The sequence below is a fragment of the Pedococcus sp. P2_F6 genome (assembly GCF_056403675.1).
This window is the reverse complement of the sequence record NZ_JBFUEZ010000001.1, coordinates 299,494-317,847: the sequence shown is the minus strand read 5'-3', so window position 1 is coordinate 317,847 and position 18,354 is coordinate 299,494. Positions and strand designations below refer to the sequence as shown.

The following is an 18,354-nucleotide window of genomic DNA, read 5'->3' as shown; positions in this document are numbered from 1 at the left end:
CCATGGGCCCTTGCGTCTGCCGCGAGCCCCCACGCGGGAGCCCGAGGGCGACTTCGATCACGCCGACGGTCAGCCCGCTGCTGCGCGGGCCCGGTGGTCAGACGCGGACAGTGGAGGTGGGGGCGGCAGCCGCCCGCCGGGAGGCGGTCTCCTCGACGAGCTCGCGGGCGTGGTCGAGAGCCGTGCCGGTGTCGACCCCGGCCATCATCCGCGCCAGCTCGCGGAGCCGCTCGTCGCCGTCGAGCGCGTGCACGCCACTGGACGTGATGTGCCCGTCGCTGGACTTGCGGACCACGAGGTGCCGGTCGGCGTAGGCAGCCACCTGTGGCAGGTGGGTCACCACCACGACCTGGGCGTGCTGGGCGAGCGCGGCCAGCCGCGCGCCGACGTCGAGCGCGGCAGCCCCTCCGACCCCGGCATCGACCTCGTCGAACACGAAGGTGGGGACGTCGGTCCCCCCGGCAGCGCCGGTGACCACCTCGAGGGCCAGCATCACCCGCGACAGCTCACCGCCGGAGGCCGCCTTGGCCACAGTCCGGGCGGGACTGCCGGGGTTGGCCGCCAGCAGGATCTCGACGTCGTCGCCGCCGTGGCCGGCCAGGCCGGCGGACCGGGGGCGCACGGCGACGTCGACCGTCGCCTGACCCATCGCCAGGTGGGCGAGCTCTCCGGTCACTGCGCCAGCGAGGCGCTTGGCCGCGGCACCCCGTGCCTTGGTCAGAGCTCGTGCCGCGTCTGCGCGCTCCTGGGTCAGCCGGACCACCTCGGGCTCCAGGGCCTCGATCCGGCTGTCCGAGCCCATGAGGGTGTCCAGCCGCTGCGCCGAGAGGCGGCCCCACTCCAGGACGTCGTCGATCGTCTCGCCGTACTTGCGGGTCAGCGCCGTGAGGTCGGCGCGGCGCTGCTGCACCCACGCCATCCGGGCGGGGTCGACCTCCACGTCGGTGAGGTACGCGCTCAGGTCGGCCGCCAAATCGGCCGCCAGGTAGCCCAGATCGGCCAGCCGACGGTCCAGCTCACGCAGGGCTGGGTCGTGCTCGACCTCGCCCGTGAGGGCCTGACGCGCCGCGGCGATCCTCTCGACCGCGCTGGGGGCCGGCTCCGCGGCATACTCCTCGCCCGCGAGGTGGTCGTGGGCGAGGGACGCGGCCCGGCGAAGGCCCTCGGCGTGGCCGAGGCGCTCGTCCTCGACGCGCAGATCGCCATCCTCGCCAGACTGCGGGTCGACCTGCTCGAGCTGCTCGAGCCCGTGTTGAAGCACCTCGATCTCGCGAGCCCGGTCGCGGGCCTGCTCGCGCAGTCCGGCTAGCTCGGCCGCCGCCGCCTGATGCGCGTCATAGACGTCGGTGTAGCGCTGCAGGACCTTGTGCAGGGGCGCTCCCCCGAACTGGTCGAGGACGGCGCGGTGCTGGTCGCTCTGCCGGAGCCGCCACTGGTCGGCCTGGCCATGGACGGCCACGAGGTGCTCGCCGATCTCGCTGAGCACACCCACGGGAGCCGTCCGCCCACCGACGTGGGCCCTCGACCGGCCCTCAGCTGACACCGAACGCACCAGCACCAGGCCGTCTGTCACGTCGGCTCCTGCCTCGGCAGCCCGCACCGCCGCGGGATGGTCGGACGCCACGTCCACGACACCCTCGACCACGGCGGTGCCTGCACCGGCGCGCACGAGCCCGGCGTCCGCGCGGGCGCCGAGGAGCAGTCCCAGACCGGTCACCACCATGGTCTTGCCGGCGCCGGTCTCACCCGTGACGACGTTGAGCCCGGGGTGCAGCTCGAGGACGGCGTCGTCGATGACGCCGAGTCCCTGGATCCTCAGTTCGGACAGCACGGTGCACAGCCTCTCACGCACGACCGACGCCGACGGTCAGGCTGGCGGTGGGGCTTCACCCCTGCTGGGGAAGGTGGCCTGCTCGGGCGGCATCCTCGCGCCGTGCCTCGCCGCGCCAGCCGTGGATGGACAGGTCGAACTTGGCCACCAACCGGTCGGTGAACGGTGAGGTGGTGAGCCGGGCCAGCCGGACAGGTGTCTGCGACCGCACCACCTCGATGCGGGCGCCCGGTGGCAGGTCGACGGCGCGTCGGCCGTCGCACCAGAGCGCCCCGGTGCCGAGGGTGTCGGGGACGACCTCGAGGGCGAGGTGCGAGTTGGGTCCGAGCACCATGGGCCGGGCAAACAGGGCGTGCGCGCTGATCGGGACCAGCAGGAGGGCTTCGACGTCGGGCCAGACCACCGGCCCTCCGGCGGAGAACGCGTAGGCCGTCGACCCGGTGGGCGTCGCGACGACCACACCGTCGCACCCCCAGGTGGTGAGGGGACGACCGTCGATCTCGGCGACGACCTCCAACATGCGTTCGCGGTTGGCCTTCTCGACGGTGACCTCGTTGAGCGCCCAGCTCGTGTAGACGGGATCGCCGTTGACGTGCGCCGTCACCTCGAGGGTCATGCGTTCCTCGACGGAGTACGTCCTGGCGACGATGTGCTCCACCGTGGCGTCGATGTCCTCGCGCTCGGCCTCGGCGAGGAAGCCCACGTGGCCGAGGTTGACGCCGAGCAGCGGCGCCCCGGTCCCCCGCGACACCTCGGCCCCGCGCAGGATGGTGCCGTCCCCACCGAGCACGCAGACCAGCTCGCACCCCACTGCCGCGGCGTTGCCGTCGTCGACCAGGGTGACGCCCGGGTGCTGGGACAGCTTCACGGCGGTGGCTTCGTCACGTTGGACGACCACCTCGATGCCGGCGGCGTAGAGGCGCTTGACGACCTCCGCCGCGACGTCCTGGGCCTCCTGGCGACGCGGGTGGGCCACGAGCAGGACCTTGCGGCGCTGCGTGGTACTCCCTGGGCTCACGGTGCTCTCCCCACGATGTCGTCGGTCACGGTGCGGTCACCTCGTCGGCTCTGCTCACCAGAGCCTCCCACCCCATCGACTCGGCGTCGCGGGGGGTCAGCCACAACAGGTACTCCGCGTTGCCCTCGCTGCCCTCGATCGGGCTCCTGGCCAGGGCTCGCGGATGCAGCCCGGCCGCCACGGCTGCGCGGGCGACTTCGGTGACGGCCCAGGCCCGATCACCCTGGGTGCGGACGATGCCACCCTTGCCGAGCCGGGTGCGACCCACCTCGAACTGGGGCTTGACCAGCACCATCGCGTCGCCGGTGTCGAGGAGCAGCCCGCGAAAAGTGTCGAGGACCAGGGTGAGCGAGATGAAGCTCAGGTCGGCGACGAGCAGCTCGACCGCTCCCCCGACCTCGTCAGCGGAGAGGCCGCGGACGGTCGTGCGCGACCGGTCGGTGACCCTCGCGTCGGCGGCCAGCTCGGGCACCAGCTGACCGTGCCCGACATCGAGCGCCGTCACATGGGCGGCGCCGTGGTGCAACAGCACCTGGGTGAACCCGCCGGTCGACGCGCCCACGTCGAGGCATCGCTTGCCTGCCACCGTGAGCCCTGCGGGTCCGAAGGCCTCCAACGCACCCACGAGCTTGTATGCCGCGCGACTCACCCACCGCGGTCCCTCCTCGCGCACCTCGATGTGCTGGTCGGCGCCGACCGGGGTGGCAGGTTTGGCAGCGGGCTTGCCCCCGATGCTCACGTCACCAGCGTCGATCAGGGCACGGGCGTGCCCCCTGGACCGCGCCAGTCCACGCCGGACGAGCTCGAGGTCGAGCCGGGCCGGGTCGCTCACTCGCCGCCGAGGTCGGACAGCCGCGACTGGAGGGTCTGCTGCACCCGCTGGCCTGCCTCGATCTGGGCGTCGAGGTCGTCGCTGGGTGCGTCCTTGAGGTCCTGCAAGGACGCGTCGATCACGATGTCGCCGGTGGCCTGGTCGCCCAAACCGGTGCCGAGTGACTCGGCGCGGTCGGTCGGGTTCTCGTGCCGGGAGGCGCGGGCAACCTCGGCACGATGGCTGGTGTCCGGTGCTTCAGCCTGGACGTCACTCGGTGCATCGGGCTCGACGGCCGCGACGGTCTCGTCAGGGTTCTGGTCGGTCACTCTGAGGCCTTCTTGGCAGTCGTGGAAGTCTTCGCGGTCGTGGACTTCTTGGTGGCGGCCTTCGTCGCCGTGCTCTTCGTGGCCGTGCTCTTCGTGGCGGTGGCCTTCTTCGCGGTCGCCTTCCTCGCCGTGGCCTTCGTGGCTGTGGCCTTCTTCGCGGTGGCCTTCTTCACGGCCGGCGCAGTCGTGGTCGCGGTGGTCTTCTTCGCCGCAGCCTTCTTCACGGTCCGCGCACTGGCGCTGCGCGCAGCCCCCGTGGCGGCGGTCTTCTTGGCTGCGGACTTCCTGGGGGCGGGAGTAGCGGGAGGTGCGGGCGCGGCGGACGTCGACACAGATGCCGGCTCAGCGGCGGGTGCCGGTGCCCGGTGGGCCGTCGTCACCGCTCCCGACACGCCGACCGAGCGAGCGAGCGGACTGCGCGAGGCTCCGGCGACCGCAGCCGCACCGGTGGCGGTGAGCATCGCCCGCAGCTCGGCCAGCTCCTTGGTGACCAGCGTCAACGCCGCCCTGGCAGCATCCACGTCGGCAACGCGGGCTACGTCTGCCCTCTTCAGGGCAGATTCCACCTCACCCTGCACGAGGGTGAGCAGGTTCGCCCGGTTGGCGCGCGCAGCCTCGAGCAGCTGGTCGGCGAGTGTCGAGGCCTGGACTGCCCGGCGGGTGACCTCGTCGGCTCCGGGGAGCGCCAGCAGCCCCTGGGCTGCCTCCATCGCCCTGGCCTTGGTCATCTCGCCCAGCCCACTGGCGAGCTGCACATAGTTGCGCACTGATTCGAAAGCCACGATGGTCCTCCTCGACGGAGCGGCGGGATGCCGCTCGCGCCCCTCACGCTACTGCCACGCGTCGATCTCGGGAACGAGTCTGCGCACCGCGTCGAGATCGAGCTCCTCGTGGTCGAGCGCCTCGTGCAGGCAGGCCGTTCCCGCTCGAGCGGACTCGATGGGACTCCCGACGCTGGCAACGTCCCACGCACCGTCGATGATGCGACGGCGGTCCGCGCCACACACCCACCAGACGTAGTCGGTCTCCGCCGACTGGTAGGGCTCCGTGAGTGCGCGCAGGTCCTCGAGAAGATACGTGGGACGCAACGCGGCCGGCGCCACGGCCAGGCTGGACACCGTGTCGACCCCGGTCAGCACCAGTGCCGAGTCCATTCCTGCCTCCACGGCCCCGGCGACATCCGTGTCCAGGCGATCACCGACGGCCAGCACCTGGGCCGGCGACCGGTCGAGGCGTTGCGCGCAGAGCTGGTACAACGGCGCATGCGGCTTGCCGACCACGAGCGGGTCGCGGCCCGTAGCACGTTGCACCGCCGAGACGAGGGTGCCGTTCCCCGGAGCAGTCCCGCGGTGGGTTGGCAGGGTGCCGTCGGTGTTGGTCGCCACCCAGACAGCGCCCGCAGACACGGCATAGGCAGCCTCCGCGAGGTCCGCCGCGGTGACGGACGGCCCGTAGCCCTGGAGCACGCCGGCCACCGCGAGGTCCGGCTCGTCGCGCGTCTGCTGGGGCGTCGCCACCGTGAAGCCTTGGTTCTGGAGTGCTTCGCGGACACCCACACCGCCGATCGCCAGGACTCTCGATCCTGCGGGCAGCAGCCCTGACAAGGCGACGGCACCGGCCTGCGAACTGGTCGCGACGTCGCGTCCGGTCACGTGGAGGCCGAGGTCGGTGAGGTGCGCCGCGACCTCCTCGGGCGGGCGCGAGGCGTTGTTGGTGGCGTACACGATGGGCACGGTCAACGCGGTCAACGCGGTGACAGCGTGGTCCACCGCCTCGGGTCCGCGGTAGACCACCCCGTCGAGGTCACAGACCACCGCGGCATACCGCTCCACCAACCCGGGCACGCTAGCGGGCGTCCTCGCGGGGAGCCCTTCCGCCAGCGGACGGGGTGTCTGCGGCGCTCTCGCCCTCGTCCGCGTCGTCCTCTTCACCCTCGAGCAGGTCGGTCAGGATGACGCCGTCCAGCTCGGCGAGACGCTCGGCGGCGTCGGTCTCCAGGTCGTCGTCAGCGTCGGCCGCCCGCGCGAACCACTCTCGGGCGTCGTCCTCACGGCCGAGGGCCAGGAGTGTCTCGGCGTAGGCATAGGACAACCGCGCCGTCCAGGGCTTGCGCCCCGCCTTGAGCTGGGGAATCTCCAGCGCCAGCTGGGCAGCCTCCAGCTGACCGAGGTCGCGACGGATGCCGGAGATCACGATGGCCAGCTCGACCCGGTCCTCCACGGCCAGGGTCTTCGCCTCCGGAGACATGGCGAGCTCGAGGGCGCGCTCCTGCCGGCCGAGACCGCGTTCGCAGTCGACCATGAGCGCGAGCAGGTGCGAGGAGCCGCTGAGTCGGCGCGCGGTGCGGAACTCGCTGAGGGCCCGTGCCCACTCCCCCTTGCGGTACGCCACCAGGCCGAGCGCCTCGCGGGCGGCCGGGACTCGTCCAGCCCGACGAACCGCTGTCTCGGCGTGGGCCTCAGCGCTCTCGAGGTCGTCCACCTCGAGCAGGGCCGCGGCCATCACCAGGTGTTGCGCGACCCCCTCGGCATTCTCCTTGCTCAGGGTGCGCAGCTGCTGGTGCACCGAACGATCCAGCTCCTTGCCCGTCACACCATCGGCGATGCGAGGTTCCGGCAGCTTGGGCTTCTTCGGGGCCAGACGTGGACCGCCGCGCTCGCCATTGTCGAACGCACTGGCATCCCGTGACCCACCGCGAGGTGCCGAACCGCCGCGGGACGCGGACGCGCCACGCGGGCTCGATCCACCTCGACCACCGCGGTCGCTGCCAGGGCGTCCGTTGGAGGGGCCACCACCGGTGGGACGACCACCACCCGATGAGGGACGACGGTCCTGGCCACCTCGGCCTGGCTGGTTCTCGGGCACGATCTGCTCCTCGCTATGCACGTAATCGGTCGCAGTCTACGGACTGCGGTCATCCCGGGGCACCACCGCCCACGGGCTGCGGGCCCTGGGCCGGGGCTCATGCCCCGGGAATCAAAGGCAAAAGGGAATGCAAAAGGGCCATCCCCGATGGGGATGGCCCTTTTGAAAGTATGTCCGGCTGCGTCCTACTCTCCCACACCGTAACCAGTGCAGTACCATCGGCGCTGAAGGGCTTAGCTTCCGGGTTCGGAATGGAGCCGGGCGTTTCCCCTTCGCTATGACAGCCGAAACTCTATGGAGATATCAATCAGTGGTTCAGTTTCCCGACCGTATCTCGGGAACCACACAGTGGACGCGTAGCATCTTTGTAATCAAGTTATCGGCTTATTAGTACCAGTCAGCTACATGCATTACTGCACTTCCACGTCTGGCCTATCAACCCAGTAGTCTAGCTGGGAGCCTCTCGGACCTAAGTCCATGGAAACCTCATCTTGAAGCACGCTTCCCGCTTAGATGCTTTCAGCGGTTATCGTTTCCGAACGTAGCTAATCAGCCGTGCTCTTGGCAGAACAACTGACACACCAGAGGTTCGTCCATCCCGGTCCTCTCGTACTAGGGATAGCCCTTCTCAAGTTTCCTACGCGCACAGCGGATAGGGACCGAACTGTCTCACGACGTTCTAAACCCAGCTCGCGTACCGCTTTAATGGGCGAACAGCCCAACCCTTGGGACCTACTCCAGCCCCAGGATGCGACGAGCCGACATCGAGGTGCCAAACCATGCCGTCGATATGGACTCTTGGGCAAGATCAGCCTGTTATCCCCGGGGTACCTTTTATCCGTTGAGCGACGGCGCTTCCACAAGCCACCGCCGGATCACTAGTCCCGACTTTCGTCCCTGCTCGACATGCCTGTCTCACAGTCAAGCTCCCTTGTGCACTTACACTCAAAACCTGATTGCCAACCAGGCTGAGGGAACCTTTGGGCGCCTCCGTTACCTTTTAGGAGGCAACCGCCCCAGTTAAACTACCCACCAGGCACTGTCCCTGATCCGGATCACGGACCGAGGTTAGATATCCAGAACGACCAGAGTGGTATTTCAACGTTGACTCCACCGACACTGGCGTGCCGGCTTCAAAGTCTCCCACCTATCCTACACAAGCCGTACCGAACACCAATACCAAGCTGTAGTAAAGGTCCCGGGGTCTTTCCGTCCTGCTGCGCGTAACGAGCATCTTTACTCGTAGTGCAATTTCGCCGAGTTCGTGGTTGAGACAGTGGAGAAGTCGTTACGCCATTCGTGCAGGTCGGAACTTACCCGACAAGGAATTTCGCTACCTTAGGATGGTTATAGTTACCACCGCCGTTTACTGGGGCTTAAATTCTGAGCTTCGTCCCGAAGAACTAACCCGTCCTCTTAACCTTCCAGCACCGGGCAGGCGTCAGTCCGTATACATCGTCTTGCGACTTCGCACGGACCTGTGTTTTTAGTAAACAGTCGCTTCTCCCTGGTCTCTGCGGCCGATCACGCTCGGGCAGCAAGTGCCGTCACGATCAGGGCCCCCCTTCTCCCGAAGTTACGGGGGTATTTTGCCGAGTTCCTTAACCACGATTCACTCGATCGCCTTGGTATTCTCTACCTATCCACCTGAGTCGGTTTGGGGTACGGGCGGCTCGAACCTCGCTAGAAGATTTTCTTGGCAGCATAGGATCACTGATTTCACCCATACGGGTTACCCATCAGGTCTCAGGATATGTGTGAGACGGATTTGCCTATCTCACTCCCTACACCCTTAGACGTGGACTACCATCGCCACGCTCAGCTACCTTCCTGCGTCTCTCCATCGCTTGACTAGTACTAGATCGGGTCGCGCGCTCCACTCGAATCAGTCCGAAGACGTCATCGAGCTTCAGGCGCTTAGCATCACTAGGTTCGTCATGGGCGGTTCTTCGCCGGTTCCGGAATATCAACCGGATGTCCATCGACTACGCCTGTCGGCCTCGCCTTAGGTCCCGACTTACCCAGGGCAGATTAGCTTGACCCTGGAACCCTTGGATATTCGGCGGACGGGTTTCTCGCCCGTCATTCGCTACTCATGCCTGCATTCTCACTCGTGTGGCCTCCACGGCTGGATCACTCCGCCGCTTCCCTGGCCACACGACGCTCCCCTACCCATCAACACGCTTGGACCGTGGATCCTCAGATGTCACGGCCGGGCAAAGTGTCAATGCCACAGCTTCGGTGGTGTGCTTGAGCCCCGCTACATTGTCGGCGCGGAATCACTTGACCAGTGAGCTATTACGCACTCTTTAAAGGGTGGCTGCTTCTAAGCCAACCTCCTGGTTGTCAATGCAACTCCACATCCTTTCCCACTTAGCACACGCTTAGGGACCTTAGATGGTGGTCTGGGCTGTTTCCCTCTCGACTACGGAGCTTATCCCCCGCAGTCTCACTGCCACGCTCTCACTTACCGGCATTCGGAGTTTGGCTAACGTCAGTAACCTGGTGAGGCCCATTAGCTATCCAGTAGCTCTACCTCCGGTAAGAAACACGTGACGCTGCACCTAAATGCATTTCGGGGAGAACCAGCTATCACGGAGTTTGATTGGCCTTTCACCCCTACCCACAGCTCATCCCCTCAGTTTTCAACCTAAGTGGGTTCGGTCCTCCACGACGTCTTACCGTCGCTTCAACCTGGCCATGGGTAGATCACTCCGCTTCGGGTCTAGACCCAGCGACTAAATCGCCCTATTCGGACTCGCTTTCGCTACGGCTTCCCCACACGGGTTAACCTCGCCACTGAGCACTAACTCGCAGGCTCATTCTTCAAAAGGCACGCTGTCACCCCACAAGGAGGCTCCAACGGATTGTAGGCAAACGGTTTCAGGATCTATTTCACTCCCCTCCCGGGGTACTTTTCACCTTTCCCTCACGGTACTTGTCCGCTATCGGTCACCAGGGAATATTTAGGCTTAGCGGGTGGTCCCGCCAGATTCACACGGGATTTCTCGGGCCCCGTGCTACTTGGGATACTTCTCTGGAGTGCACATCATTTCGTCTACGGGGGTCGCACCCTCTGTGCCGGGCCTTTCAATGCCCTTCGACTATAACGCGCATTTTTGACTCCATGTCAGAATGTCAGTACTGACTGAAAAGTCCCACGACCCCGACCATGCAACGCCTGACAGCTATCACACATGATCGGTTTAGCCTGTTCCGCTTTCGCTCGCCACTACTCACGGAATCGCGGTTGCTTTCTCTTCCTGTGGGTACTGAGATGTTTCACTTCCCCACGTTCCCTCTACCCGCCCTATGTGTTCAGGCGGGAGTGACTGGACTTGCCTCCAGCCGGGTTTCCCCATTCGGAAATCCTCGGATCACAGTCTGGTTATCGACTCCCCGAGGCTTATCGCAGATTCCTACGTCCTTCTTCGGTTCCTGGTGCCAAGGCATCCACCGTTTGCCCTTATAAACTTGAGTTTACAAAGATGCTCGCGTCCACTGTGTAGTTCTCAAGGTACGGGCGGCCCCTTCCCCGTGTCGGTGCCTACCGCAGTGTGTCTGTTCAACAGCACCGTGCGGTGGTTCATCCGTGGGAAGGGTCCTGGCCGATCTACCGGCCTGAGGTTCAAGCTTTCGCCCGAAGCCCTCAGGACCCAACAACGTGTCAGGCGCCGGCACCCTCTCGGTCGCGTTCCCAGTCCGAAGACCTGTACTTGCTTGCGAGTTGATGTCAGCGCCAAATAATCGATGTTCCACCCTTGAGCTCCTGGTGTAGGACGTACGCCTACAGACCAGGCTCTGGATCGCTTTCGCGACCAGTGCTCCTTAGAAAGGAGGTGATCCAGCCGCACCTTCCGGTACGGCTACCTTGTTACGACTTAGTCCCAATCGCCAGTCCCACCTTCGACGGCTCCCCCTCAAAGAGTTGGGCCACCGGCTTCGGGTGTTACCGACTTTCGTGACTTGACGGGCGGTGTGTACAAGGCCCGGGAACGTATTCACCGCAGCGTTGCTGATCTGCGATTACTAGCGACTCCGACTTCATGGGGTCGAGTTGCAGACCCCAATCCGAACTGAGACCGGTTTTTTGGGATTCGCTCCACCTCGCGGTTTCGCAGCCCTTTGTACCGGCCATTGTAGCATGCGTGAAGCCCAAGACATAAGGGGCATGATGATTTGACGTCATCCCCACCTTCCTCCGAGTTGACCCCGGCAGTCTCCTATGAGTCCCCACCATTACGTGCTGGCAACATAGAACGAGGGTTGCGCTCGTTGCGGGACTTAACCCAACATCTCACGACACGAGCTGACGACAACCATGCACCACCTGTATGCGAGTGTCCAAAGAGTTCTGCATCTCTGCAGCGTTCTCGCATATGTCAAGCCTTGGTAAGGTTCTTCGCGTTGCATCGAATTAATCCGCATGCTCCGCCGCTTGTGCGGGCCCCCGTCAATTCCTTTGAGTTTTAGCCTTGCGGCCGTACTCCCCAGGCGGGGAACTTAATGCGTTAGCTGCGGCACGGATCTCGTGGAATGAGACCCACACCTAGTTCCCAACGTTTACGGCATGGACTACCAGGGTATCTAATCCTGTTCGCTCCCCATGCTTTCGCTTCTCAGCGTCAGTAGTGGCCCAGAGACCTGCCTTCGCCATCGGTGTTCCTCCTGATATCTGCGCATTTCACCGCTACACCAGGAATTCCAGTCTCCCCTACCACACTCTAGTCTGCCCGTACCCACTGCAAGTCCGGGGTTGAGCCCCGGATTTTCACAGCAGACGCGACAAACCGCCTACAAGCTCTTTACGCCCAATAATTCCGGACAACGCTCGCACCCTACGTATTACCGCGGCTGCTGGCACGTAGTTAGCCGGTGCTTCTTCTGCAGGTACCGTCACTTTCGCTTCTTCCCTGCTGAAAGAGGTTTACAACCCGAAGGCCGTCATCCCTCACGCGGCGTCGCTGCATCAGGCTTTCGCCCATTGTGCAATATTCCCCACTGCTGCCTCCCGTAGGAGTCTGGGCCGTGTCTCAGTCCCAGTGTGGCCGGTCGCCCTCTCAGGCCGGCTACCCGTCGTCGCCTTGGTGAGCCATTACCTCACCAACAAGCTGATAGGCCGCGAGTCCATCCCAGACCGAAAAACTTTCCAGACGATAGCCATGCAGCTTCGTCTCGTATCCGGTATTAGCTCCGGTTTCCCGGGGTTATTCCAGAGTCTGGGGCAGGTTACTCACGTGTTACTCACCCGTTCGCCACTGATCAGGTAGGAGCAAGCTCCCACCGTCACCGTTCGACTTGCATGTGTTAAGCACGCCGCCAGCGTTCGTCCTGAGCCAGGATCAAACTCTCCATTGATGTTTAGCTCGTGGTCCGAAGACCACGAAACTGCTACCCAAGAAGGGTTGTTTCACTGACTGAGCAAGAACAACTAGCTATTGCTAGAAATTCATTGTCAACCAAAGGATTTTCGTTCGACGTGACTGCATCCCCAAGGCGTAGGCCTGGTTCGCTGCCACCTCGAGACGAGGTAATTGGCATCGATTTTTGACACGCTGTTGAGTTCTCAAGGTTCGGACGCGCACCATCGACTGACCTTTCGGTCTGTCTCCGGGGCAACCCTTCAAAGTTACTCGCATCGCTCTTGGGCGTCAAATCCTTGCGCTTCCAGCAGGAAGCGGTGGATCGAGCGCGCTTGGCTCTCCGCGAGGTGTCCCACTCTAGCAGGCTGTCTCTGTTTCCAGAAACTCGCTGTCCGGCGTCCGACTGCCCTTTCGGGCGGTGCGGATGCCCTCCGGCGAAGCGCTTGCTTTGCGGCGGGGCGCCCACTGTAGCAGTCTCTCGACCCGCTCCTGACCACCCTTGCGGGCGCTCCGAAGCGTCCTGGTTTCCCAGTTGCTGTTCGGTGGGGTCTGCCCCGGGACCGGCCTACTTCGCGTGAACTTTCGTTCACCGCGGTGGTGTCCGTTCCTCCCTGTCGGGCTGACGTCGAGAACAGTAGACGGCGCCTGCTGCAAAACACAAATCCGCTGGTCAGCGGCCTGTGGGCCTCAGGAACGCCGTCGCCCTGCGGCCAGGGACTTGCGGCCCCGGCGGAGCAGCGCCACCCGCCCGTGCAGGAAGTCGGACTCCTGCAGCACCTGCTCCGGGTCAACCAGCTTGACGTTGTTCAGCGAGGCGCCGCCGTCACCGATCGCCCGGCGGGCTGCGTTGCGGGAGTCCACCAGTCCCACCGCCACGAGGGCGTCGGTGACCGACGTCCCCACGGCCACCTCTCCGCCGGGCAGCTCGCCGGTCGCGTCGACGAGGGTCTGCTCATCGAGCGCCGACACGTCCCCCTTGCCGAACAGCGCCTCGGAGGCAGCCTGCACAGCGGCCGTCGCCGCCGCTCCGTGGACGAGCGTCGTCACATCGGCCGCCAGGGCCTTCTGCGCCTCACGCAGGAACGGCTTCTCCGCCAGCGACTTCTCGAGCTCCGCGATCTGAGGGGCCGACCTGTCGGTGAAGACCTTGAGCAGCGTGACCACCGAGGCGTCCTCGGTGTTGATCCAGTACTGGTAGAAGGCGTAGGGGCTGGTCATCTCGGGGGACAGCCAGATGGCGTTGCCCTCGCTCTTGCCGAACTTGTTGCCGGCGGCATCCGTGAGCAGGGGCGTCGTCAGCAGGTGCACCGACTCGCCCTCCACCCGGTGGATCAGGTCTGACCCCGCGGTGAGGTTGCCCCACTGGTCCTGCCCACCGGTCTGCAGCGTGCAGCCGTAGTCGCGGAACAGCTGGAGGTAGTCCAGGCCCTGCAGCAACTGGTAGCTGAACTCGGTGTAGGAGATCCCCTCCTCGGAGTTCAGCCGGGCCGCCACCGCGTCCTTCTTCACCATCTGGTTGACCCGGAAGTGCTTCCCGATGTCACGCAGGAAGTCCAGGGCCGACATCGGGGCGGTCCAGTCGAGGTTGTTGACGAAGATCGCGGGGTTGTCGCCCTCGACGGACAGGAAGGGACGCACCTGCCGCTCGATGTTCGCCACCCACTCGGCGGTCTGCTCCTTCGTCTTGAGGACACGTTCGGACGAGGGTCGGGGGTCCCCGATCAGCCCGGTCGACCCACCGACGAGACAGATGACCCGGTGGCCTGCTCGCTGCAGGTGTCGCATCACCACCAGCTGGACGAGGTTCCCGAAGTGCAGTGACGGTGCGGTGGGGTCGAAGCCGCAGTACGCCGTGATCGGCCCGTCGGCGAGGGCGTCGCGCAGCGCGGACTCGTCGGTGGTCTGGGCCACCAGTCCCCGCCACTGCAGCTCGTCGAGGATGTTGCTCACGGTGGGTCGCTCCTTCGCGTCGCACGACGTGCCGCGCTGTCGCGGCACGTCGCACAGCCTGCCCTATGCCGGTGGCCGGCGTGCACGGGACGTGGTTGGTCGATCCCGTGCCGGTCGGTACGCCGAGACGGTGGGGTCACCGTCCAGCCAGAACCGCCAGGGGTATGCCGCGTCGTCACCCCCTGCACCCGACACCCCGACGCGGGGACCGGACCGGACGGGGTAGTCACACTCGCCGCGGGCCGGACCCTCCAGCGTGACGGGGCCACGCGGCATACAGGCGTCGAGGCCGGACTGCTCGCCGCGCAGCGCGAGGGTCGTCGCGAGGCGGGCCGGACCCCTCGCCCAGTCGCGACGCGCCACCCCGACGCGTCGGGAAGCCGCGAGGTCCTCGCCTGCCACCACCTCACCGGCGCGCAGGAGGACTGCGCTGGCCTCACCGCGCGGGCCGCACACGATGTTCGCGCACCAGTGCATGCCGTAGGTGAAGTAGACGTACAGGTGGCCGGCCGGGCCGAACATCACCTCCGTGCGCGGCGTCGGCCCACGAAAGGCGTGCGACCCGGGGTCGGCCGTCCCGGCATACGCCTCCACCTCGGTAAGCCGCACCGTGACGCCCGCGTGCGTGATGGTGGCCCCGAGCAGCGCCGGGGCGACGTCGAGCACGTCGCCGGCGAAGAAGGACCTCGTCAGGCGCCGCGTCGACGGATCTTGTTGCCGAGCCACACGACGGGATCGTAGTGACGGTCGACGACGCGCTCCTTGAGCGGGATGAGCGCGTTGTCGGTGATCTTGATGTGTTCGGGGCAGACCTCGGTGCAGCACTTGGTGATGTTGCAGTAGCCGAGCCCGTGCTCCTCCTTGGCCGCCGGACGGCGGTCTGCCGTGTCAAGCGGGTGCATGTCGAGCTCCGCGACCCGCATCAGGAAGCGCGGGCCCGCGAAGTTCGTCTTGTTGTCCTCGTGGTCGCGCACCACGTGGCAGACGTCCTGGCAGAGGAAGCACTCGATGCACTTGCGGAACTCCTGGCTGCGCTCCACGTCGACCTGCTGCATGCGGTACTCGCCGGGCTGCAGGTCCGCGGGTGGGGAGAACGCCTGCACCTCACGCGCCTTCTGGTAGTTGAAGGACACGTCGGTCACCAGGTCGCGCATCACCGGGAAGGTCCGCAGCGGCGTCACCGTGATGGTCTGGTCCTCCGTGAACGTGCTCATCCGGGTCATGCACAGCAGTCGCGGCATGCCGTTGATCTCGGCGCTGCACGACCCGCACTTGCCGGCCTTGCAGTTCCAGCGCACCGCGAGGTCTGGCGTCTGGGTCGCCTGGAGCCGGTGGATGATGTCGAGGACGACCTCACCCTCGTTCACCTCGACCGCGTAGTCCTCGAGGCCACCGCCGCCGGCATCGCCCCGCCACACCCTGAACTTGGCCTCGTAGCTCATGACTGGTCACTCCCCTGCGCACTGTGGGCACCGCCCGCGTCGAGGCGGGACAGTTCGGGTTCGGTGAGGTACTTGGACAGCTCGGTGCGCTCGAAGAGCTCGAGCAGGTCCTGGCGGATCTCGGGCACCGGCTGCCGCTTGAGCTGCACGCCGCCGGACTCGTCGAGCGTGCAGATCAGGTTGACCCCTCGCCACTGCGGGTCCATGGCCGGGAAGTCCTCGCGGGTGTGTCCACCGCGGGACTCGGTGCGCTCCAGTGCCGCGAGGGCGACGCAGCGGCACACCGCGAGCATGTTGCGGAGGTCGAGTGCGAGGTGCCATCCGGGGTTGAACTGCCGATGGCCTTCCACCCCAACGGATTTGGCGCGCTCGTCAAGGTCGTCAAGCATGTCGAGGGCCTCGCGGACCTCACCCTCACGCCGGATGATCCCGACGAGGTCGTTCATCTTCTGCTGGAGCTCCTGGTGGAGCGTGTAGGGATTCTCCGAGGCCTCCCGGAACGGCGCCAGTGCCGTCTCGGCGGCCTGGTCGACGTCAGTGTCGCTGATGGCGGGACGTGAGTCCCCCAGTGCACCAACGTATTCCGCCGCGCCAACACCCGCCCGGCGGCCGAAGACGAGCAGGTCCGACAGGCTGTTTCCGCCGAGGCGGTTGGAACCGTGCATGCCTCCAGCAACCTCGCCCGCGGCATACAGTCCGGGCACGCTGGTGGCCGCGGTGTCGGCGTCGACCTCGACGCCGCCCATGACGTAGTGGCACGTGGGGCCGACCTCCATGGGCTCGGCCGTGATGTCGACGTCGGCCAGCTCCTTGAACTGGTGGTGCATCGACGGGAGCCGGCGGCGGATCTCCTCGGCGGGCAGGCGCGTGGACACGTCCAGGAAGACGCCACCATGGGGTGAGCTGCGCCCCTCCTTGACCTCGTTGTTGATGGCGCGGGCCACCTCGTCACGCGGCAGCAGCTCTGGGGGTCGCTTGTTGTTCTCGGGGTCCTTGTACCAGCGGTCCGCCTCCTCCTCCGTGTCGGCGTACTGGCCACGGAAGACGTCGGGGACGTAGTCGAACATGAAGCGCTTTCCCTCGGAGTTGCGCAGCACTCCGCCGTCGCCGCGCACCGACTCGGTGACGAGGATGCCCTTGACCGACGGAGGCCAGACCATGCCCGTGGGGTGGAACTGGATGAACTCCATGTTGACGAGCGAGGCGCCGGCGCGCAGGGCCAGCGCGTGGCCGTCGCCGGTGTACTCCCACGAGTTGCTGGTGACCTTGAAGGACTTGCCGATACCCCCCGTGGCGAGGATGACGGCCGGCGCAGAGAACAGCACGAAGCGGCCTGACTCGCGCCAGTAGCCGAACGCACCCGACACCGCGCCGTCCTCGCCCTTGAGGATGTCGCTGATGGTGAGCTCGGCAAAGACCCGGAGCCGGCTCTCGTAGTCGCCGGTCTCGCGGTGGTCCTCCTGCTGGAGGCTGACGATCTTCTGCTGGAGGGTGCGGATCAGCTCCAGGCCGGTGCGGTCGCCGACGTGCGCGAGCCGGGGGTACTCGTGGCCCCCGAAGTTGCGCTGGCTGATCTTGCCGTCGGGAGTGCGGTCGAAGAGCGCGCCGTAGGTCTCGAGCTCCCACACCCTCATGGGGGCTTCCTTGGCGTGGAGCTCGGCCATCCGCGGGTTGTTGAGGAACTTGCCGCCACGCATCGTGTCGCGGAAGTGGGTCTCCCAGTTGTCCTTCGCGTTGGCGTTGCCCATCGACGCCGCGATGCCGCCCTCGGCCATGACCGTGTGCGCCTTGCCGAACAGGCTCTTGCAGATCACAGCGGTCCGCAGCCCCTGCTCGCGAGCCTCGATCGCCGCCCGCAGCCCGGCACCGCCGGCTCCGATGACGATGACGTCGTACTCGTGGCGTTCGAGGTCGGTCACAGGCGGTCCCTTAGTTGATGAGGCGGAGGTCGGAGATCGAGCCGGAAGCCACCAGCGCGATGTAGGCGTCGGTCACCACGAGGCTGCCGAGGGTCACCCACGCGAAGGTCATGTGGCGGGCGTTGAGCTTGCCCACGAGGCCCCAGGCCTTGTAGCGGAGCGGGTGCTTGCTGAAGTGGTTGAGCCGCCCTCCGACGATGTTGCGGCACGAGTGGCAGCCAAGGGTGTAGCACCACAGCAGCACGACGTTGGCCAGCAGGATCAGCGTGCCCAGACCCAGCCCGAAGCCGCCGTCCCTGCCCCGGAACGCGTGCAGCACGTCGTAGGTGTTGATGAGCGAGATCACCACGGCGGCGTAGAAGAAGTAGCGGTGCAGGTTCTGCATGATGAGCGGGAACCGGGTCTCCCCGGAGTAGGCCTGGTGCGCCTCGGGAACCGCACACGCGGGCGGGCTGACCCAGAACGAGCGGTAGTAGGCCTTGCGGTAGTAGTAGCAGGTCAGCCGGAAGAGCAGCAGGAACGGCAGTGTCAGCGCGGCGAACGGGATGAGCGCGGGCCACTCGCCGAAGGGCGTGCCGAAGTGCGTCGACCCGGGGACGCACGAGGTGGACAGGCAGGGCGAGTAGAAGGGCGTGAGGTAGCCGTAGTCGGCGACGAAGTAGTCCTTCTGGAGGCTCGCGCGAACCAGGCCATAGAGGAGCCAGGCCGTGAAGCAGACGAAGGTGACGAACGGCTGGAGCCACCAGCGGTCCTCGCGCAGCGTGCGAGCCGCGATGCGGGCCCGGCCTGGTGCATGAACGCCTCCGCTGAAGGGGACGTAGGCCAC

General features: G+C 65.9%; 12 protein-coding genes and 3 rRNA genes. All 15 read right to left on the bottom strand.

The features are described from left to right. Positions 1-97: 97 nt before the first annotated feature. Positions 98-1,831 carry a DNA repair protein RecN gene (gene recN / locus AC1DWP_RS01490; protein ID WP_477612679.1) on the bottom strand — a complete coding sequence of 578 codons (1,734 nt, stop codon included), beginning with the start codon at positions 1,829-1,831 and terminating at the stop codon, positions 98-100. Between the two features lie 55 nt (positions 1,832-1,886). After that, complete coding sequence (locus AC1DWP_RS01485) at positions 1,887-2,849, bottom strand: NAD kinase (protein WP_477612678.1); 963 nt, start codon at positions 2,847-2,849, stop codon at positions 1,887-1,889. 25 nt (positions 2,850-2,874) lie between these two features. Further along, positions 2,875-3,681, bottom strand: coding sequence for a TlyA family RNA methyltransferase (locus AC1DWP_RS01480; RefSeq protein ID WP_477612677.1), 807 nt, complete (start codon positions 3,679-3,681; stop codon positions 2,875-2,877). Next, entirely contained in the window at positions 3,678-3,989 is a 312-nt protein-coding gene (locus AC1DWP_RS01475) for a hypothetical protein (protein WP_477612676.1), read from the bottom strand. The genes AC1DWP_RS01480 and AC1DWP_RS01475 overlap by 4 nt, the downstream gene beginning before the upstream one ends. Continuing rightward, on the bottom strand, positions 3,986-4,771 hold the full coding sequence (locus tag AC1DWP_RS01470) for a hypothetical protein (RefSeq protein ID WP_477612675.1): 786 nt from the start codon (positions 4,769-4,771) through the stop codon (positions 3,986-3,988). Before AC1DWP_RS01470 ends, AC1DWP_RS01475 begins: the two co-directional genes overlap by 4 nt. Positions 4,772-4,819: 48 nt before the next feature. Further along, entirely contained in the window at positions 4,820-5,833 is a 1,014-nt protein-coding gene (locus tag AC1DWP_RS01465; RefSeq protein WP_477612674.1) for an HAD-IIA family hydrolase, read from the bottom strand. A gap of 1 nt (position 5,834) precedes the next feature. Further along, positions 5,835-6,581 (bottom strand): tetratricopeptide repeat protein, encoded by a 747-nt coding sequence (locus tag AC1DWP_RS01460; RefSeq protein ID WP_477612673.1) that lies wholly within the window; start codon positions 6,579-6,581, stop codon positions 5,835-5,837. Between the two features lie 445 nt (positions 6,582-7,026). Next, a 5S ribosomal RNA gene (gene rrf / locus AC1DWP_RS01455) occupies positions 7,027-7,143 on the bottom strand. A 78-nt stretch (positions 7,144-7,221) separates the two neighbouring features. Then, a 23S ribosomal RNA gene (locus AC1DWP_RS01450) occupies positions 7,222-10,334 on the bottom strand. Between the two features lie 352 nt (positions 10,335-10,686). Further along, a 16S ribosomal RNA gene (locus AC1DWP_RS01445) occupies positions 10,687-12,212 on the bottom strand. Together the 16S, 23S and 5S rRNA genes form the textbook arrangement of a ribosomal RNA operon. A gap of 692 nt (positions 12,213-12,904) precedes the next feature. Next, entirely contained in the window at positions 12,905-14,167 is a 1,263-nt protein-coding gene (tyrS, locus tag AC1DWP_RS01440) for a tyrosine--tRNA ligase (protein WP_477613409.1), read from the bottom strand. 63 nt (positions 14,168-14,230) lie between these two features. Then, on the bottom strand, positions 14,231-14,893 hold the full coding sequence (locus tag AC1DWP_RS01435; RefSeq protein ID WP_477612672.1) for a DNA-3-methyladenine glycosylase: 663 nt from the start codon (positions 14,891-14,893) through the stop codon (positions 14,231-14,233). Then, positions 14,857-15,609, bottom strand: a complete 753-nt coding sequence (locus tag AC1DWP_RS01430; RefSeq protein WP_477612671.1) for a succinate dehydrogenase/fumarate reductase iron-sulfur subunit — start codon at positions 15,607-15,609, stop codon at positions 14,857-14,859. The genes AC1DWP_RS01435 and AC1DWP_RS01430 overlap by 37 nt, the downstream gene beginning before the upstream one ends. Further along, the gene (locus tag AC1DWP_RS01425) at positions 15,606-17,528 is read right to left on the bottom strand and encodes a fumarate reductase/succinate dehydrogenase flavoprotein subunit (protein ID WP_477612670.1); all 1,923 of its coding nucleotides are present in this window, start codon (positions 17,526-17,528) and stop codon (positions 15,606-15,608) included. Before AC1DWP_RS01425 ends, AC1DWP_RS01430 begins: the two co-directional genes overlap by 4 nt. A gap of 10 nt (positions 17,529-17,538) precedes the next feature. Next, positions 17,539-18,354 carry a hypothetical protein gene (locus tag AC1DWP_RS01420; protein ID WP_477612669.1) on the bottom strand — a complete coding sequence of 272 codons (816 nt, stop codon included), beginning with the start codon at positions 18,352-18,354 and terminating at the stop codon, positions 17,539-17,541.